General features: G+C 61.3%; 15 protein-coding genes. 6 read left to right on the top strand and 9 right to left on the bottom strand.

Annotated elements, in window-relative coordinates; translation table 11 throughout:
* Positions 1-78 precede the first annotated feature (78 nt).
* Entirely contained in the window at positions 79-591 is a 513-nt protein-coding gene (locus LGH70_RS04645; protein WP_226183159.1) for a DUF4920 domain-containing protein, read from the bottom strand.
* A gap of 62 nt (positions 592-653) precedes the next feature.
* Positions 654-1,436 carry a TapB family protein gene (locus tag LGH70_RS04650; protein WP_226183160.1) on the bottom strand — a complete coding sequence of 261 codons (783 nt, stop codon included), beginning with the start codon at positions 1,434-1,436 and terminating at the stop codon, positions 654-656.
* 179 nt (positions 1,437-1,615) lie between these two features.
* Between LGH70_RS04650 and LGH70_RS04655 the strand changes: the two genes are divergently transcribed.
* The 3 genes from LGH70_RS04655 (at position 1,616) to LGH70_RS04665 (ending at position 2,986) form a co-directional block, all read left to right on the top strand.
* Positions 1,616-1,867 (top strand): hypothetical protein, encoded by a 252-nt coding sequence (locus LGH70_RS04655; RefSeq protein ID WP_226183161.1) that lies wholly within the window; start codon positions 1,616-1,618, stop codon positions 1,865-1,867.
* Positions 1,860-2,204: a hypothetical protein gene (locus tag LGH70_RS04660; protein ID WP_226183162.1), complete on the top strand. Its 345-nt coding sequence runs from the start codon at positions 1,860-1,862 to the stop codon at positions 2,202-2,204. Before LGH70_RS04655 ends, LGH70_RS04660 begins: the two co-directional genes overlap by 8 nt.
* 134 nt (positions 2,205-2,338) lie before the next feature.
* Positions 2,339-2,986 (top strand): cytochrome c oxidase subunit 3, encoded by a 648-nt coding sequence (locus LGH70_RS04665; RefSeq protein WP_226183163.1) that lies wholly within the window; start codon positions 2,339-2,341, stop codon positions 2,984-2,986.
* 80 nt (positions 2,987-3,066) lie between these two features.
* Here the strand turns inward: LGH70_RS04665 and LGH70_RS04670 are convergent, their stop codons facing one another.
* Positions 3,067-5,274 (bottom strand): T9SS type B sorting domain-containing protein, encoded by a 2,208-nt coding sequence (locus tag LGH70_RS04670; RefSeq protein WP_226183164.1) that lies wholly within the window; start codon positions 5,272-5,274, stop codon positions 3,067-3,069.
* A 154-nt stretch (positions 5,275-5,428) separates the two neighbouring features.
* On the opposite strand from LGH70_RS04670, the gene LGH70_RS04675 reads away from it, so the two are divergent.
* Positions 5,429-7,438 (top strand): M1 family metallopeptidase, encoded by a 2,010-nt coding sequence (locus LGH70_RS04675; RefSeq protein ID WP_226183165.1) that lies wholly within the window; start codon positions 5,429-5,431, stop codon positions 7,436-7,438.
* Between the two features lie 72 nt (positions 7,439-7,510).
* Here LGH70_RS04675 and LGH70_RS04680 read toward each other — a convergent pair whose 3' ends face one another.
* On the bottom strand, positions 7,511-8,140 hold the full coding sequence (locus tag LGH70_RS04680; protein WP_226183167.1) for a hypothetical protein: 630 nt from the start codon (positions 8,138-8,140) through the stop codon (positions 7,511-7,513).
* Between the two features lie 116 nt (positions 8,141-8,256).
* On the opposite strand from LGH70_RS04680, the gene LGH70_RS04685 reads away from it, so the two are divergent.
* Positions 8,257-8,724, top strand: coding sequence for a hypothetical protein (locus tag LGH70_RS04685; protein WP_226183169.1), 468 nt, complete (start codon positions 8,257-8,259; stop codon positions 8,722-8,724).
* Positions 8,725-8,734: 10 nt separating this feature from the next.
* Here the strand turns inward: LGH70_RS04685 and LGH70_RS04690 are convergent, their stop codons facing one another.
* From LGH70_RS04690 to LGH70_RS04700, 3 genes are all read right to left on the bottom strand, one after another.
* Positions 8,735-9,175: a DUF2147 domain-containing protein gene (locus tag LGH70_RS04690; RefSeq protein ID WP_226183171.1), complete on the bottom strand. Its 441-nt coding sequence runs from the start codon at positions 9,173-9,175 to the stop codon at positions 8,735-8,737.
* Positions 9,176-9,297: 122 nt separating this feature from the next.
* Positions 9,298-9,738: a DUF2147 domain-containing protein gene (locus tag LGH70_RS04695; RefSeq protein WP_226183173.1), complete on the bottom strand. Its 441-nt coding sequence runs from the start codon at positions 9,736-9,738 to the stop codon at positions 9,298-9,300.
* Positions 9,739-10,430: 692 nt separating this feature from the next.
* The gene (locus LGH70_RS04700) at positions 10,431-11,114 is read right to left on the bottom strand and encodes a C40 family peptidase (protein ID WP_226183175.1); all 684 of its coding nucleotides are present in this window, start codon (positions 11,112-11,114) and stop codon (positions 10,431-10,433) included.
* A 232-nt stretch (positions 11,115-11,346) separates the two neighbouring features.
* Here LGH70_RS04700 and LGH70_RS04705 point away from each other — a divergent pair, with 232 nt between their 5' ends.
* Positions 11,347-13,146 carry a M61 family metallopeptidase gene (locus LGH70_RS04705; protein ID WP_226183177.1) on the top strand — a complete coding sequence of 600 codons (1,800 nt, stop codon included), beginning with the start codon at positions 11,347-11,349 and terminating at the stop codon, positions 13,144-13,146.
* 114 nt (positions 13,147-13,260) lie between these two features.
* On the opposite strand, the gene LGH70_RS04710 is transcribed toward LGH70_RS04705, so the two are convergent.
* Positions 13,261-14,832 (bottom strand): S8 family peptidase, encoded by a 1,572-nt coding sequence (locus LGH70_RS04710; protein WP_226183180.1) that lies wholly within the window; start codon positions 14,830-14,832, stop codon positions 13,261-13,263.
* Between the two features lie 204 nt (positions 14,833-15,036).
* The gene (locus LGH70_RS04715; protein WP_226183182.1) at positions 15,037-16,980 is read right to left on the bottom strand and encodes a KUP/HAK/KT family potassium transporter; all 1,944 of its coding nucleotides are present in this window, start codon (positions 16,978-16,980) and stop codon (positions 15,037-15,039) included.
* Between the last annotated feature and the right edge of the window lie 34 nt (positions 16,981-17,014).

The following is a 17,014-nucleotide window of genomic DNA, read 5'->3' on the forward strand; positions in this document are numbered from 1 at the left end:
GCGGCGGAAGACGGCAAAAAAGAAAGGCCCCCGGTCGGAGGGCCTTGTGCCTAAGCTTTCTAGCGCGGGCCAGCCGGGTTAGTCCTGCACCAGCACGCCGTCGGCCTCGAAGTTGAGCTGCTCCTCGGGCTGGGTAATAGCGGCCACTTCCTTGTCCGACTTGCCGGCGTCCTTGGCGTAGTGGCGCAAATCCTCCACCGGCACTTCTTCCCGGTGGGCCCAGCCGTTTACCACCACGGTTTTGCCGCTGATGTCTTTGGGCACGAAAAAGGCGTAATCCTTGAAGCGCACCCGCATCGGGCGGCCATCGGCAGTGGTCATCGTGAGCCAGCAGCCCTTGGCCTGACACACTTCCTGGGCCGTGCCTACCAGCTTCACCTGGGCCGAATCCTGGGTGCCCAGCACCTGACGCAGCTCGCTCATGGGGCGTGCCCCGGCGGCAGTAATGGCCGCGCCGTAGGTTTTGCCGGTACTGGTGGCCATAGCCGGCGCGGCGGCATTGGTCTTGGCGGTTTCGGTAGCGGAGGGCGACGACTGGCAGGCGGCAACAGCGGCCAGGCCAAGCAGCAGGGCGAAGGACTTATACGTCATGGGAACAGACAAGAAAAAGGGGCCAACGATGTGGCCCCTAATCTACTGGTTTTTGAGTAAGCCTACTGCTTTTGCCCGCTGTTGATAGTTGCCAGCATGCGGGTCTGGGCCAGCTTGCCTTTCTTGTCGTAGACCTCCGTTTTCACGATGCCCACGCTGGGCGAGTAGTAGTCGACGACCTTATAAGTGGTGCGCATCACCATGTCTTTGCGGGCTTGGGTGGCGTCTTCGTGCTCCGATTCCACCTTGTAGCAGGAGAACGTGCCGGCCGGCGTGGTCACGGGCGCGGGGCCGCTCACGACCTTGCGCTGCCGCGAAAAGCTGCGCACCTTGGCAATATCCACCACCGAGCTGCTGACCTGCACTTCGCTGCCGCCGGTGGGCAAGGTGCTGCCCACCGTGGGCTGGTGCGGCCAGGCCAGGGCCACGGGTGCGTACACCAGTTTCCGGTCCCGGAACGAGCGGAGGCTTTCGGGCTTCAGCTCACTCATACCATCGACGAAGCTGGTGTCCTGGCGGCAGGAAATCGTGAGGTCCTGCATGTTCAGCAGGCGGCTTTTGGCGTCGTAGAGGCCACTTTTGAGCAGCACCAGGTGCGTCTCCACGGTTTTTTTCTTGTTCATCTCCGAGCTCAGGCTCACCACGCGCATGCGCAGCTCACCGGTGGGCTTACCGGCCGCGTCGGTGAGGCGGTACACCCGCTCGTTGTTGTCGGTCAGGCCGAAGGGATGGTGGCAGTCGATACCGGTTGCGGCGGGGGCGGCATTCTGGGCCTGGAGGGCGGCTACGGGCAGCGCGGTCAGCAGAAGGGTGGAGAGCAGCCGGAAAGAGGGACGGTGGAGCATAGGGAAGGTGAACAGTAGGAGCGGAGCCTGGGCAACATACGAAGCCCACTTTATTTAGATTTGCGCCCACTCTGGCAAACGGCCTGCCAAGCTAAGCCCAAGCCTGTAACTTGCGCGCCCCGGTCACGTTTGCCGGGTAGCATCCCTCTTTCCCTTTTTTCCATTTCCTTCCCGCTATTATGGCTACTTCTTCCCAATCATCCGGCACCTGGGCCGATACGGCGGCTTCGCTGCTCTCCAAGCTTTCCGGCGGCGTCGAGCTGAGCTTTGCCTTCGACCAGATGGAGCTGCAGGTGCCCAACGCCCAGAATCCCGGCGCGGCCCCTGCCACCTGGCGCCTGAACGGCTCGTTGCGCATCCGCACCCGCGGCGAAAATACCGCCGCGGCTCCAGTGCAGTTGCCTGCCCCCAAGCCCGAACCCCTTGGCTAGTGGCCTCGACATTGAGGCGCGCCTGGTTATCACCATGGACGGCGACGACATTCAGATTGCGGGCTCCGGCTCGTACCTGATTGTGAACCTGCCCAGCCAGCGCGTGCTCGACAAGCTCACCAGCGGTCCGCCCAAGCCCCCCGGCGAAAAAAAGGCTAAGCCCGCCAATGCCCCCGACCCCCTGCAGCAGCTCAACGACCTGGCCCGGCAGCTGGGTCTGATTCTGGATTTGCGGGTGGCCGGCAAAACCCACGTCACGTTTGGAGCGGGCCGCACGGCCAAGATTACCATCAATGCGGTGCTGGGAAAGATAGGGTCTTTTTTTCGGGCGGATTAAGCCAAATAACGGTGCCCGAGGAATGGCATTTTACGTATCTTGCTCTGTAGCCACCAGCACCTCCGGCCAGGTCGGGAACGGAACTTATGGCTCTTGGATTGGTTTCCAGAACGTACGCTGCTTCCTCGCACCCAATGATGAATTCCGACAAAGAACGCAAAGACAAAGTAGGGGCCGGCCGGCCGACTTCCGCCTTCACCCGCATCGAGCGGGTGCCACCCCTGCTGATGCTGCTGTACCTGGCAATGGTCGGTATCACGGTGCTGTTCGTTATCCTGCTGGCCGCCTACATTCAGACGCGCACGTTGAACGGCCTGCCCACCGGGGCGCACCCGCTGCCCCGCTATTTCTCCCTGAGTACCATCGTGCTACTGGTCAGCAGCTACACGCTCAGCCAGGCCCGGCGCATCTACAGCTCCGATGATATCCGGAGTCTTTCGCGCTGCCTGGGCGCCACGCTGCTGCTGGGCAGCATCTTCGCCGGACTGCAGGTGCTGGGCTGGCGTGAGCTGATGAACCAGGGCATCTTCTTCACGGGCGAAGCCAGCGGTACCTATATCTACCTGATTTCGGCCCTGCACGTGGCTCATCTGCTGGGCGGCATGCTGCTGCTGCTGGCCCTGATGCTGCGCAGCATGCACGCCTCCCGGGACGCGGTACGCTCTTTGGTATTTATCCGCGACCCGTACCGGCACCGGCAGTTGCGCATGCTGAACATCTACTGGCACTTTATCGATGCCCTGTGGGTGGCTCTGTTCGCCGTGTTTCTGTTCCTGTACTAGGGCACACCCGAAAGGCTTGGCCCATAAAAAAGCCCCGGCTCGTTTAGCGAGTCGGGGCTTTTTTGTGAGTGATAATTCCGCTACGGCGCAATGGTCACGGTGCCTTTGTAGCTTTTATCCGTGAATTCAATCAGCAGGAAGTATACCCCGGCCGGCAGCCCGCCGCCGTCCCACTTAAAGGTGCGGTTGGTGGTCTGATACACCAGGTTGCCCCAGCGGCTGAAGATTTTGATGTTGGCCAGCCGCGAGTCGCAGAAGTCGGGCGGTAGGTTGGGCAGCTCAAAGAAGTCGTGGTTCTGGTCGTTGTTGGGCGTGAAGATGTTGGCCGGCAGGAAGGGCTGGGCCGCCGGCTTTACCACCGCAAAGCGCAGGGTGCGGGTTTTGGGCACCGGGCGGCAGGTGGTTTCCTGCAGCCGGAATGTTACCTCGACTTTGTCCTGGGCCGCCACGGCGCAGTTGGGCGTCCATTCGAGTACGCCGCTGGCTTTGCCGGCGCCATTCTGGGCCGTGAAGCGCATGCCGGCCGCCGCCAGGTCCAGGCCGCCGGCTGTGGCGGTCAGCGTCAGCAGGTCAATATCCGTGTCCAAGCCCTCCATCGTCATGCGGAAGGGCTCCCCGAGCTGGCGGGTAATCACCGTGACCGAGTCGGCCAGGGCCAGAGCCAGTGAGGGCGGCGCGTTGGTGTAGTCAATCTGAATCGGGACCAGCAGCGGGGGCGAGGCCTGCCGCTCACTGCAGGGGTTAGCGGCGGCAGCAAACTCAAACTCGTACAGAAACTTATCGGTGGTGGGGCACGGCACGCGCCAGGTGAAGGTGCCGCTGACCTGGGGTCCGGTCGAATTCTGCACCAGCGCGGCTCCCACGCTGGCCGGCGCGAAGCCCCGGCCGCGCATTTCCAGCGTTACGGGGTCAGTGTCGGGGTCCTGGCCGGTTACCTGAAAGGTGATTAAGTCGCCGATGCGCGCCCGCAAAGGCAGGCCGGGGCCGGCAGTGGTGGCCACCAGGGGCGGCGCGTTGGGGTCGGGCACGCCGATAAAGGCCAGGCGCACGGTGTCGCGCTTGGGCAGGCTGCAGCCGTTGTCGGCCACGATTACGTCGAGCAGGTACACCTTGCCCTTGGTGTCGAAGCAAGAACCAAAACAGAGCTGCGAAACGAGCGTATCGGGGGCGCCTGGGGTGCGGACGGTGCCCTGCAAGACAGAAAAGCTGGGCAGGGGCGTCGAGAAGTTCACCGGGCGCAACGACAAGCTCAGGCTGGATACGGGGTCGGGGTCGGTGAAGCGCAGCGTGACGCAGCGGCTCGAGCCGGGCTCCAGCTTCAGCACGTCTTTACCCGGCTCGTAGGGCTTGGAGTTGCCGGTCACAAACAGGCTCATGGCCGGGGGCGTATTGCGCGGGCAGTCGATTACCTGCAACTGAAAGTCGCGGCGCACCTCACTGATTTTCTCGCCGTTGCGGTATTCCGAGCACTTGATGCCGAACACGAACAGGCCCAGCTGGTTGGGCCTCACCTGCAGGCGGCCCGTGGCGCGGTCCACCGTCAGGGCCGGGTCGCCCGGAATCTGGTTGAGCACGCTCAGGCCGGGCTGCCACTGAATGGGCAGGTAGGGCTGGGGCTCGGCCTGGTTGGGCTTGGGCATGCCCGAGGTGGAGTGGCCGTTCAGAGGCGTCGAGAGCTCATACACCAGCGAATCGCCGTCGATATCCTGGCCCCCAAAATCGTAGTAGAACAGGTCGCCGCGGCAGGCGTAGTCGCTCAGGGGCGGGAAGATGCGGGGCGTAGAGTTGATAAACGGCCGGCCGTTGCGCACGACGGCCGGAAACTCCAGGTAGTAGGTCTGGCCCGCGTTGCCCGGTGTCCGGATGTTACGGATGCTGTTGTTGCGGCAGCAGCGCTCCACGGCCGCGTAGTAGCCCGTTGGGTTGGTGTAGGTAGAAGCCGGCAGCTCAATCAGATTGGAGTACTGAATGCGGCGGGTACTTAGCACGGGCAGGGTGCAGGCAATATTGGAGTAGTTGACGTTGGTATTCGCCACCAGGGGCAACGACAGGTTCTGCATCCGCCGGTCGGTGCCTTTCTCGAAAATGCTAATCGTCAGCTCGTTGTCCAGGGCGCCGGGGTTGCCATACACCGCGTCGAAGTACAGGTTCAGGTTGATGCGGTAGCGGCTGCCGGACTGGTACTGCAAGTCCAGCTCGCCGCCCACGATGTGCGTGGCGCGCCCCGGCACGGCGGCCCCGAGCAGAAGCAGCAGCACCAAAAAAACAGAGGGTAGAAGTCGATGCATAGGAGTGTAGGGCAAATACAGTTGAAAGATACAAAACCTGCCTGCGTAACTCTAGTGTTGGGCAGAGGTTTGTGACGCAGTGCGTATCTTAGCCAACTCAATTCCCCCGGGCATTATTGCTCCTTTCCTCGTGTCCCTTTATCCTTCCTATTGCATGCGTAAAACTCTCTACTCTCTGCTGGCCGGCTGCCTGGTAACTGGCGCGGCCCAGGCCCAGATTCCGGCTTACCGCGCCCAGCCCGCCGACCTGGACGGCACGGCGGCCCGCAGCTGCGCTCAGGTGCACCAGAACACCGCCCAGCGTCAACCAGCGGCCACCGTACGCCACCGCCAGAAGATGGAGCGCTACGACGTGAAGTACTACAAGCTCGACATTGCCCTGGAAAATAACGTCCGCACCGTGGGCGGCTCGGTGCGCATGCTGGCCCTGAACCGGACCCAGGCTCTCGACTCCCTGGCTTTCGAGCTCTATCCCACGCTGATTATCGACTCGGTGGTGGTGAACAGCAAGAAAGTGGCGGGCACCCGCCGCGCGGCCGGCGACGTGACCGTGAAGCTGGCCGAGGCAGTGCCCGCCAACACGTTGTTCAACGCCTACATCTACTACCGCGGCACGGCGCCCAACGGCAACTCGGCCGCCATCGGCAACGCCCTGGATACCGATGTAGACCAGGATTTCGGGGCCAACGTAACCTGGAGCCTGAGTGAGCCTTTCAACGCCTACGAGTGGTGGCCCTGCAAGCAGGTGCTCACCGACAAAGCCGACTCCTCCGACGTGTGGGTCACGACTTCCAGTCTGAACAAAGTCGGCTCCAACGGCGTGCTGACCCAGGTAACGCCGCGCCCCAACGGCAAGAGCCGCTACGAGTGGAAGTCGCGCTACCCCATTGCCTACTACCTGATTTCGGTGGCCGTGTCGCCCTACATCGAGTACACCACCTATGCAAGTCCCGGCTCCGGAGTGCGCATTCCGGTCGTCAACTACGTCTACAACACGGCGGCTCTGAACTACTACCGCACCGAGCTGGACCGCACGGCGGGCTTTATCGAGAATTTTTCCAACCTGGTGGGGCTCTATCCCTTTGCCAAGGAGAAATACGGACACGCCATGGCGCCCATCGGCGGCGGTATGGAGCACCAGACCATGACCACCCAAGACGGCTTCAACTTCACGCTCACGGCCCACGAGCTGTTTCACCAGTGGTTCGGCGACAACGTAACCTGCGCCTCCTGGAAGGATATCTGGCTTAATGAAAGCTTTGCCTCCTACGGCGAGTACATTTCGCTCAGCGACTTTGCCTCCCCGGCCAATGCCCGCACCTGGATGGACAACGCCCATGCCAACGCCCTGCAAAGCCCCGGCGGCAGCGTACTCGTTGCCGATGCTGACACGACCAACGTGGGCCGTATTTTCAGCAGCCGGCTCAGCTACAAGAAGGGCGCTACCGTGATTCACATGCTGCGCTACCTGCTCAACGACGACGAGAAGTTCTTCCGGGCCCTGAGCACCTACCAGTCGCGCTTTGCCGGCAGCACGGCCCGCACGATAGATATGCAGCGGATTTTTGAGGTCGAGGCGCAGCAACCCCTCGGCTACTTCTTCCAGCAGTGGGTGCGGGGCGAAGGCTACCCCTCGTTTGCTGTGCGCTGGAACCAAGTGGGAACCACCTTGTACGTCCGGTCAACGGAAACTGCCTCGATGCCGTCGGTAACGCCTTTCTTCGACACGGAGCTGGACTATAAAATCAACTACAGCGGCGGCACCAGTCAGATTATCCGGCTGCGCCAAAGCCAGCTGGTGTCCAACTTCAGCCTGCCCGTGGCCGGCACCGTAACCAGCATTCAGCTCGACCCCAACCAGTGGGTGCTCAACGGCAGCAGCGTCGCCATCCGCGACAACACGCTGTCTACGAAAAATGCTGCCGCTATGGCGGCTCTGACGGTGTACCCCAACCCGTGCCGGGAAACGCTGCAGCTGGCCAACCTGTCGATGCGCACGGCCCAGGCCGAAATCACCGACATGACGGGCCGTGTGGTGCTGCTCCAGACGGTGGGTGCTGCCCAACCCTCGCTCAATACCCGTACGCTCACGCCGGGCCTCTACCACCTGCGGCTCACCACCCCGGAGGGTGATGTGTCGTTTGCCCGGTTCGTGCGCGAGTAAACATTCGGCGCTTTAACCCAAAAAAGCCCCGCCGATACTTCGGCGGGGCTTTTTTTGTCGTGTGTTTGCCGGCTACTTGTAGTACTGAGCTATGCGCTGCTGCACCTCGGGGGGCGCAGCGGGCATGTTGAATGCCTTTTCCATCAGCTCATCAAACGACGCGGCCGCCGTGAAAATAGCATCGTGGTAGGGGTTGGCGAAAAACCGGATGAAGCCGGGCTGCCCATTGATGCTGACCAGATCCACGGTCACGTTGCCGAAGCGCTGGTTGCAGCGGCCCGTGGCCGTGCAGTCGTGGGGGTGGGGCTTCAGAAAATGCTTCTCGATGCTTTCCGTGTAGCGCTCATGCTTCACCAGTCGCCGGTCCGACACCGAGGCGTTGTAGCCCAGCAGCAGCACTTGGTCCCGGATAAAGTCGAACAGGTGGCGGAAGTTGCCGGGGCCGATGCTGGGGTCGTAAAAAAACACCGCGCCCTGCCGGCCCTGCTCCAGCAGGAGCTGCACGCGCAGCTGCTTGGCGCACACCCCCGTTTTCTGAAAGTGGTACGCTTTGAAAAAGGGCCCCATCCAGTTCAGATACACTTGCTGATCTACCCACTGCTGGTGCGCCCGCGCCTGGGCGGGCGTGCGCAGCAATGGCTGCCAGCTGGTGGCATTGGAGGCGCCGCCAGCAGCGAATATCTTCTTTAGAAAGGAAAGCAAGGGAGAGAACTGATTTTGAGAAGAAACACTGGGCACCCGAAATAGTTTTTGATTGAGTTGCAGCCCGGGCGCGCAAAAGCCCGTCTTTTCCTCTTCTATCTACTGTCCACCTTGCTATGACTACCAAACAACGTACCGTTCTGAAACAGCAGCTACTCTCCGAATGCCGCCGCGTGCAGCAGCAGAAAGCCGATAATGCCCGCAAGGCCATGCTCGAAGTGCAGGAAAGCGCCCAGGAAAGCCAGGGCACGCCCGAGGATACGTTCGAATCATTCCGGGAAGCCTGCCAGCTGCAGCGCGACTTATATGCCCGCCAGCTCGATGAGGCCCTGACCGGGCTGCAGGCCCTGCAGCGGGTGCCCGAGGCCCGCTCACCCAAGGACCAGCCCGGCGTGGGCACCGTCGTGGTTACCGACACGCAACGGTTTTACATTGCCGTGAGTCTGGGGGAAATCAAGGTCGAGGGAGAGCCATACTTCGCCATTTCCGCGTTTTCGCCCCTATACCAGGCCATGGCCCAGAGCCGCGTCGGCGACACATTCAGCTTCCGCGGCAAGCCCTACCGCATCGAGGAGGTATTTTAAGCCCGCTGGCCTACCGCACCCGGGTCCAGTAATGAGAGCGGCCAATCAGGGCAAAACCAATGTAGCCTTTCACCTCGAGCTTGTCGTTGGCCACCTGGCTCAGGTAGCAGGAGTAGGTGTGGCCGTTGTGCGGGTCGTAGATTTCGCCATCTTCCCACCGCTCAGCGGCCGGGTTGTAGCGCAGGCTGTGCAGCACCGTCAAGTTGTGCAGCGGCTGGGTACGCTTGCCGGGGTCGGGATTATGCAGATCGGCTTTAGGACGGCCGGTGTTGGCCTCCTGCGGTTCGCGCAGCCATACCACCCGCCCGCACAGCTTCTCGCCGCAGCGGTATATCTCGATGTGCGTTTCGCCCGTGTCGTCGGCCCAGACTCCCAGGGGAACTACCGCTTGGGCCACGGCTCCGAAAGAGCAGGCCAGGGAAAGCAGCAGACTGAGCAGAATGGTTTTCAAGGTGGAAGGCAGTGGCTAGTCTCAACCACCGGACGCGGAGAAAGGTTGCCGCAAGGAAGGTAGCACAAAAAAAGCGACGCCCCGATGGGGGCGTCGCTGGTCTTGCAAAGAAGCGGCCGGGCTTAGCGTACCCGCGTCCAGGTCTGCGATTTGCCAATCAGCGAGAAGCCGATATAGCCTTTCACTTCCATGGTGTTGGCGTTGAGCACCTTCATGTAGCAGGAGTAGGTTTTGCCATCCTCGGGGTTGTAGATGGTGCCGTCGTCCCACTTATTCTCGCTGTCTTTCTTGAAGTCCTTCATGAACACCAGGCCCAGACGTGGGCGGTTGCGCAGCTTGGCGTCGGGGTTCTGCGAGTCGAGCTTGGGCTTGCCGGTAGCGGGGTCGTTGGGCACGGTCAGCGACACAATCTTGCCGAAAAGCTTATCGCCTTGCTGATAGATTTCGAACGTGGCTTTCTTCTCTTCGTTGGTCCAGATGCCCAGGGGCGAGAGTTTCTGAGCCGAAGCGATACCCGTGAGGCCCAGCAGCATTGCCAGACAGAGGAACAAGGTTTTTTTCATGGAAAAAAGGGGTGAGTGGGGTGTTGACGGGAAAAAGATAGGAGAAAACTATGAATTACGCTGCATGCGCAAGTTTTTTCGGTTTGGAAACCTGAATTGCAAGTTTGAGGCCAATACCGGATTGCCCGCGAACTAGTCCCCGGCAACAGGCGGGTACAAGAAAAAAACGTGCTGATGGTCAGGTGAATGGCCTGAAACAGGGGCGGGCGGCGCAAAAAAAGGTGTTTTTATTTTGAACCATCCCAAGGGCTTTTAACTTTACCAGCCAGTAGTGAGTGCTACGACCCCATCCAAGCAGCTCTAAGGTGCTGAGTAGCGCCGATGGGGGATGTCGGATCTAAAGAAAGGAGGTACAAAATGTCTAGTAGTCCCAAACAAATCCTGCCAAGCCTGTCGAATGTAGTTCGCTTCACCGCCGAACGCGCTTAACAACAGCTTTCGCGCGGAACCTCTGTTAGCCCTTCAGGGCGGGTTCCCGCATTCTGGCAAGGTCTTACTCAAAGGATGACGGGGCTGTACCCCAGACTCGTCGCTTGGTAAGATTTGAAGGATTAGATACCCGGTTCGCCCAGCAGCCTCTCTGTGAGGTTCTGCATAGGCGGACCGGGTATCGTTTTTTATATCCCTTCGTGAACAAATCAGGGCTGGTGGGCAGCCGGCCAAATACCGGCGGTTAGCCGGTACGGAACTACCTACCGGCCGCCCGATGAGCCGGCGGCGGTTTTTACCTTGGTCTTCACCTTCGTAGCAGGCGCGTCAGCAGATTTGGTCGTCACCTTGGTTTTCACCGTCGACTTCTCGGCCGCCGGCTTACTTTCTTCTACGCCCAGCACCCGGCGGATACCCATGAAGCGCCGCTCGTAGTCAGTGCCTTCTACCTGGCTTACTTTCACCCCCGAAGCGCGGCGGGCCGATGACGAATGAATAAAACGCAGCGGTTCGCCCGGGTGCGAAATGATGATACCCGCGTGCCCTGGCGTGGTGGAAGTAGCGGCCGTGCCGGTAAAAATGACCATGTCGCCACGGCGGGCCTCTTCCCGGGCTACCGGCCGGCCCGTATCGATGAGCAGGGCCGTGGAGTGGGGTACGCTCACGCCAAAGTGCCCGTATACGTACATCAGAAAGCCCGAGCAGTCGAAGCCGCCGGTGGGCGTGGTGCCGGCGTAGGTGTAGGGCGAGCCCAGCTGCCGCATGGCAAACTCAATGAGGCTGTCGGCCTGGGGCAGGGCGGTGGCCGCGGGAGCCGCTGCTAGTGCGCCCGGCGTGGTATTGGATACCGACCGGGCCGGCAAGCCGGTGACGATGGCCACCCGGTTGGGGGCGGCAGGGGCCCGGAAGCGTTGCCAGCCGAAAAAGGCCAAGATTCCTGTAACCAAGAGAAGAAAGGTAAGCCAGACGTAACGCATAGTGCTTTAAACGAAACCCCGCGGAATGGGTGGGGCTCGGAGCCCTAACGGCGGAGCTTGGGCGGGGGTTCCTGCTTAATTTGGGGCCGGTGGGCGCAAAACCGCGGCGGCGCCTTGATTTCACCAGTATCTTGCAACCCCGCCTGCTTTCCCGTGTCGGGGTAAGTTCCCACCGTCTTTTTCATTTCAACCGTTCCTTTTCATGTTCCAATCCTGTTTCCGCCGGCTGCTGGCCGTAGTGGCCGTGCTGCTGCTGAGTCAGTTTGCCCCGGCCCGGGCGGCGTCCACGCTGCGCTACACCTTGTCGATGCCGGCGCCCCAAACCCACTACTTTGAAGTCGAAATGGCCCTGGGGGGCTTCAGCAAGCAGTACACCGACGTAAAGATGCCGGTGTGGGCACCGGGCTCGTACCTGGTCCGGGAATTTGCCAAAAACGTGGAGGGCTTCGAGGCCAAAGCCGGCAACGAAGCGCTGCGGACCGAGAAAATTACCAAGAATACCTGGCGCGTGTACCACCCCCGGGCCAAGGATTTCACGGTGCGCTACCGCGTGTATGCCTTCGAGCTGAGCGTGCGCACCAGCTTTATCGACGCGGCCCACGGCTACCTGAACGGCACCAGCGTGTTTATGTACCCGGCCGAAGGCCAGCAGCTGCCCAGCACCCTGACGGTGCAGCCCGCTCCGGGCTGGACACAGGTAACCACCAGCCTGAAGCCCGCCGGTGGCACGTTCACCTACCGCTCGGCCAACTACGATGAGCTGGCCGACTCACCCATCGAAATCGGCACCCACAAGGTGCTGAGCTTCGATGTGAACGGCACGCCTCACACCATTGCCATGTTTGGCAACCCGCAATACGATGAGGCCCGGCTGCTCTCGGATATGAAGCGCACCTGCGAGGAAGCGCACCGTGTGGTGGGCCAGAACCCGTTGGACCGCTACGTCTTCATCATTCACAACATCGACCGGGGCACCGGCGGCCTGGAGCACCTGTTCTCCACCACGCTGTCGGTTTCGCGCAATGCCTACAGCTCGGAGGCGGGCTGGAAAGGGTTTCTGGGCCTGGTGGCCCACGAGTATTTCCACCTCTGGAACGTGAAGCGCATCCGGCCCGTGGCCCTGGGGCCGTTTAACTACGACGCGGAAAATTACACGCGCATGCTGTGGGTGAGCGAAGGCGGCACCGAGTACTTCAGCAACCTGATTGTGCAGCGGGCCGGCTTCGTGACGCCCGAGGGCTATTTAGCCGACCTGAGCAACGGCATTGGCCGCGTCGAGAATACGCCCGGCAACAAGCAGCAGGCCGCTGCCGAGTCGAGCTTTGATGCCTGGATCAAGTACTACCGGCCCAACGAAAACTCGCAGAACACGGGCATCAGCTACTATGACAAAGGCGAGGTAATCGGGGCAGTGCTGGATCTGATGATCATCAACGAAACCAAGGGCCAGAAAAGCCTCGACGACGTGATGCGCTACCTCTATGACCAGTACTACAAGAAACTGGGCCGCGGCTTCACCGACGATGAGTACCAGGATGCCGTAGCCAAAGTAGCCGGCCGCCGCTTCGACGACTTCTTCCGCAAGAACGTGTACGGCACCGAAACCCTGCCCTACAGCACGGCCCTGGGCTACGCCGGCCTCACGCTCACGACCACACCCGTTACCACCGATGCTACGCTGGGCGCTAACGTCAGCACGGCGGGCGGCAAGTTCACGGTGACCAGCGTGGTACGCAACGGCAGTGCCTGGCAGGGCGGCCTGAGCGTAGCCGATGAAATCCTGGCCATCAACGGCGCCCGCCTCACCGACGACCCCAACAAGCTGCTGGTGGGCGTGCCGGCCGGAACGCCGGTTTCCATGATTGTGTCGCGCGACGGACAGCTCAAGGAAGTGACCCTGCCGCTGCTGGCGGGCAGCAACCAGCGCTACCGCATCGAGAAGCTGCCGAACCCCTCGGCGCAGCAGCAAACGGTGTACAGCAAGTGGCTCCGCACGAAATAAGAGAATTGTAAGGCTAGACCTCAAAAAGTATGTTCTGCTGAGTTAAGGCAAGGCAGGAAAACAACAAGGCCGCGGAGAAACTCTCCGCGGCCTTGTTGTTTCAGCTCAGCCCGTTTACAGGGGCAGCGCGCCTACGGCGGCCGCCACGTTCACCCGGCCCCAGCCAAAGCTGCTGCTGCGGGCGTTGCGGTTGCTGCTGCTGGCTACCAGGCGGCTCATAATTTGGGTGCGGCTTTCGTTGGGGTAGCGCGCCCAAACCACGGCGGCCATGCCGGCCATGCTGGCCGTGGCTACCGAGGAGCCGCCCACGGTGCTGGGCGCGTCGCCGCTCATGGCCAGCGACAGGGGGCGCCGGTCGTTACTGGTGCGCTGCATCACGACGGTAAACTCCACATCGGCGCCGGTGTGGCACTCGTCGCAGCGGGTGGTCAGGTTGTCTTTCACGCCTGTTACGGCCACGGCCTCAGCCAGGGAAGCGGGGTAGATAACGCCCACGATGCCGGCCGTCCAGTCGAACGAGGTGCCGGCGGCGCAGAAGATGAGCTTGCCTTTGCCGTAGGCGTAGCGGATGGCGTCGGCCATTTGCGAGGAGCTGGTTAGGCGGCCCATGCTCATGGAGATGATGCGCACATCGGCCCGGTTGCCGGCCAGAATGTAGGCATCGGACACTCCTTTGACTTCCCGGCTGCCGTCAATAAACACGTCTTCCGAGGCCCGCACGGTTATCAGACTGGCGTTGTAGGCCACGCCCACGGAGGCGCCATCGGTGCCGCGGGGTGCGGCAGCGGCGCCGGCCATGCTGGTGCCGTGGCCGCAGCCATCATTCGGGGTTTCGGCGTCGCCATAAGGAATGCCGAAGATGGAGTTGCGGGGCAGCGTCACGAGGCGCTCTACGGTGCGGCCGCTGCTCAGACCCTGGTTGAAGGCGGCCCCCAGGTTTTCCTGGGCATCGGAAGAGCCCGAGTCAATAATGACAATCTTGGTGCCCTGCCCCGTACTCTGGCTCCAGCTGGCCCGGATGCCGTGGTACTGGTCGGCCTGGTTCCAGCTGGACTTGCTGCCATTGCTGAGTACGGTGTAGTCGGAGCCGGCTACCAGGCCGGCGGTGGCTGTGTTGCTGCCGCAGCCGCTGCTGCTCAGCACCGCGGCGCCTTTGTTGGCAGTAGGAGCGGCGGGCCGGTTGGGCTCGTAGCCCATGGGCTCGGCGTAGCGCACTAGCTTGGAGGCGCGCAGCAGCTGAATCGTGCTCAGTTCCCGCACCGTCACGTCGAGTACGGGCAGCACGTTTTCCTGGTAGGCAATCAGGTCCGTCAGGGTCAGATCGGGGCGGGTTTTGCGCTCCTCGGCCAGAATCAGCTCCAGCACCTGCTGGCGGGCCGCCTGCCAGGCCGGGTCAGCGGCCGCATTATCGGGCAGGGCCGCGCGGTAGTCCGCGGGCTGGTAGCCCACCGACAGCACGAAGTCGGACCGGGTCAGGGCGCTCCACACGAAGTGCGGGGTAGCCTTGTTCCAGTCGAATACGCCCGTTTTGTTGAGCGTGCTGATGATCTGCTCATCGAGTTGCTGGGGGCTGAGGGCCTCCTTGGGGTCGGCGGTGGGCTGGGGCAGCTGCCGCTCCTCAGCTTCCTGCTGACAGCCGGCCAGCAGCACCGCGCAGAGCGCGGCGGAAAGGGTAGGAATACGCATAGTGTTGTGGGTGTTTGGGGTAGAAAAGAACTGAGCAATAGGCTAATGGAAGAAAAACATATCGGAAAACCAATACGCTGCAAGCATAACTTTTATGGCTTCCCACTCGTAGCCTCGGTCCCTGGAAAATGCAAAAAGCCCCGCTAGCTACCAGCGGGGCTTTTCCAGGAACAAGCCGGGCAGTTTGGCCCGGTAAGCAAAAGGCTACATTACCCGTTTCAGGGCCACGTCGCGCACGGGGGTGATGACCAGCGGCACCTTTTCCACCTTCACCGAAGACGTATCCAGGCCGAAGTACTTGTCTTCCGACGCAATGAACTGCTTGATGTAGAAGTAAGCCTGCATCACCAGCTTTTCCACCAGCGGGAAGTCGTTTTCCACCGACAGGAATTTCTCCAGCACCACGAAGCGGAAGTCGCCGGTAACGTGCTGCTTGCTCAAGGACTCGTAGCGGGAGGTGATATCCACTTCGCGGTTGCGCACCAGGTCTTCCACCACTTTGCGGAAGTACAGGTTGATGCGCTGCTCCACGCGGAAGCCCAGGCGGAAGGTGATGCGGAAGGCATCGTCGGGGGCCAGCTCCACCACTTTGTACTCCATGGTATACGGCTCGTCGGTGGTATCCACGTGCACAAACCAGTAGATATCGGCCCGCTTGGGGCGCTTCTGAAAGATGGAGTAGATGATCTTGCTTTCGATTTCCGAAGCCCGCTCAGCCGAGGTCATAAACACGAGGTGCGTAGCGTACTTGGGCACCGATTCGTCGTTGCTGAGCTCCTTCAGCGCATCCATGTAGGGGTCAATCTTGACGAACTCCGTCAGGCGGCGCTTGATGTAGTAAGCCCGCAGCCACACGTACATCACTCCAATCAGGGTAGCGCCAATGGCCAGGGAAACCCAGCCGCCGTGGGGAAACTTAATCAGGTTGGCCACCAGAAAGGAGCCTTCAATCAGCCCGTAGACGGCCGCAAACAGAATAACCACTACCAGCGGCACGCGCTTGGTGCGCAGCCACACGGTGAGCAGCAGCGTGGTCATGAGCATGGTCAGGGTAATGGCCAGCCCGTAGGCTGCTTCCATGTTGCTCGACTCGCGGAAGTACAAGACTACCCCGATGCAGCCCAGCAGCAGCAGGCGGTTCATGCTGGGCACGTAGAGCTGGCCCTTCACGTCGGTGGGGTAGTTGAGCTTCACTTTGGGCCACATATTGAGGCGAATGGCTTCGGCTACCAGCGTAAACGAGCCCGTAATCAGGGCCTGGGAGGCAATGATGGCGGCAATGGTGGCAATGCCAATGCCGATGAGCAGAAACCAGTCGGGCATCAGCTCATAGAACGGGTTGCGGCCTGCCAGCTGCTGGCCCTGGTTAGCCAACAGCCAGGCGCCCTGCCCGAAGTAGTTGAGCACCAGGCAGGATTTGACGAACACCCAGCTGATGCGGATGTTGCCTTTGCCGCAGTGGCCCAGATCGGAGTACAGTGCTTCGGCGCCGGTAGTGCACAGGAACACGGCGCCCAGCAGCCAGAATCCGCCGGGGTAGTGCACCAGCAGCTCGTAGGCGTAGTAGGGGTTCACGGCCTTCAGGATTTCCGGGTTCTGCACAATCCAGCTCACGCCCAGCACGCCCAGCATGGCAAACCACAGAAACATAATCGGCCCGAATGCCTTGCCCACTATCTGAGTACCAAAGCTTTGCAGGAAAAACATGCCCGCAATGATGGCAATGACGATGTAGACGATTATGTCCTGGCTCAGGTGCGGATACACCTGCTTGAGGCCCTCAATAGCGGAGGAAACGGAAATGGGGGGGGTAATAACTCCGTCGGCCAGCAGGGCAGCCCCGCCGATAATGGCCGGCACCGTGAGCCAGGCGGCCCGGCGGCGCACCAGGGCGTAGAGGGAGAAAATGCCGCCTTCCCCGTTGTTATCCGCGTTCAGGGTCAGGATTACGTACTTCACGGTGGTTTGCAGCGTGAGCGTCCAGAGGACGCAGGAAATGCCACCCAGCACCAGCCGCGGGTCGATAAGCTCGGGCACAATGGCCTTCATTACATAGAGCGGTGAGGTTCCAATATCACCGTAGATAATACCGAGGGCAATCAGTAAGCCCGCCGTAGAAATGGCGGTGTGCCGATGTTTGGCGTCCATGAGAAGGGGGAAAGGAGAAGCTTGCCGCAAAAAT

It is taken from the genome of Hymenobacter nitidus (assembly GCF_020447315.1).
In the GTDB taxonomy this organism is placed as follows: Bacteria; Bacteroidota; Bacteroidia; order Cytophagales; family Hymenobacteraceae; genus Hymenobacter; species Hymenobacter nitidus.

Excerpts from the sequence above, each read along its gene's own strand:
- LGH70_RS04645 (WP_226183159.1), bottom strand. The coding sequence starts at position 591 with ATGACGTATAAGTCCTTCGCCCTGCTGCTTGGCCTGGCCGCTGTTGCC.
- LGH70_RS04705 (WP_226183177.1), top strand. The coding sequence starts at position 11,347 with ATGTTCCAATCCTGTTTCCGCCGGCTGCTGGCCGTAGTGGCCGTGCTG.
- LGH70_RS04715 (WP_226183182.1), bottom strand. The coding sequence starts at position 16,980 with ATGGACGCCAAACATCGGCACACCGCCATTTCTACGGCGGGCTTACTG.
- LGH70_RS04695 (WP_226183173.1), bottom strand. The coding sequence starts at position 9,738 with ATGAAAAAAACCTTGTTCCTCTGTCTGGCAATGCTGCTGGGCCTCACG.
- LGH70_RS04650 (WP_226183160.1), bottom strand. The coding sequence starts at position 1,436 with ATGCTCCACCGTCCCTCTTTCCGGCTGCTCTCCACCCTTCTGCTGACC.
- LGH70_RS04665 (WP_226183163.1), top strand. The coding sequence starts at position 2,339 with ATGATGAATTCCGACAAAGAACGCAAAGACAAAGTAGGGGCCGGCCGG.
- LGH70_RS04685 (WP_226183169.1), top strand. The coding sequence starts at position 8,257 with ATGACTACCAAACAACGTACCGTTCTGAAACAGCAGCTACTCTCCGAA.
- LGH70_RS04710 (WP_226183180.1), bottom strand. The coding sequence starts at position 14,832 with ATGCGTATTCCTACCCTTTCCGCCGCGCTCTGCGCGGTGCTGCTGGCC.
- LGH70_RS04675 (WP_226183165.1), top strand. The coding sequence starts at position 5,429 with ATGCGTAAAACTCTCTACTCTCTGCTGGCCGGCTGCCTGGTAACTGGC.
- LGH70_RS04670 (WP_226183164.1), bottom strand. The coding sequence starts at position 5,274 with ATGCATCGACTTCTACCCTCTGTTTTTTTGGTGCTGCTGCTTCTGCTC.
- LGH70_RS04655 (WP_226183161.1), top strand. The coding sequence starts at position 1,616 with ATGGCTACTTCTTCCCAATCATCCGGCACCTGGGCCGATACGGCGGCT.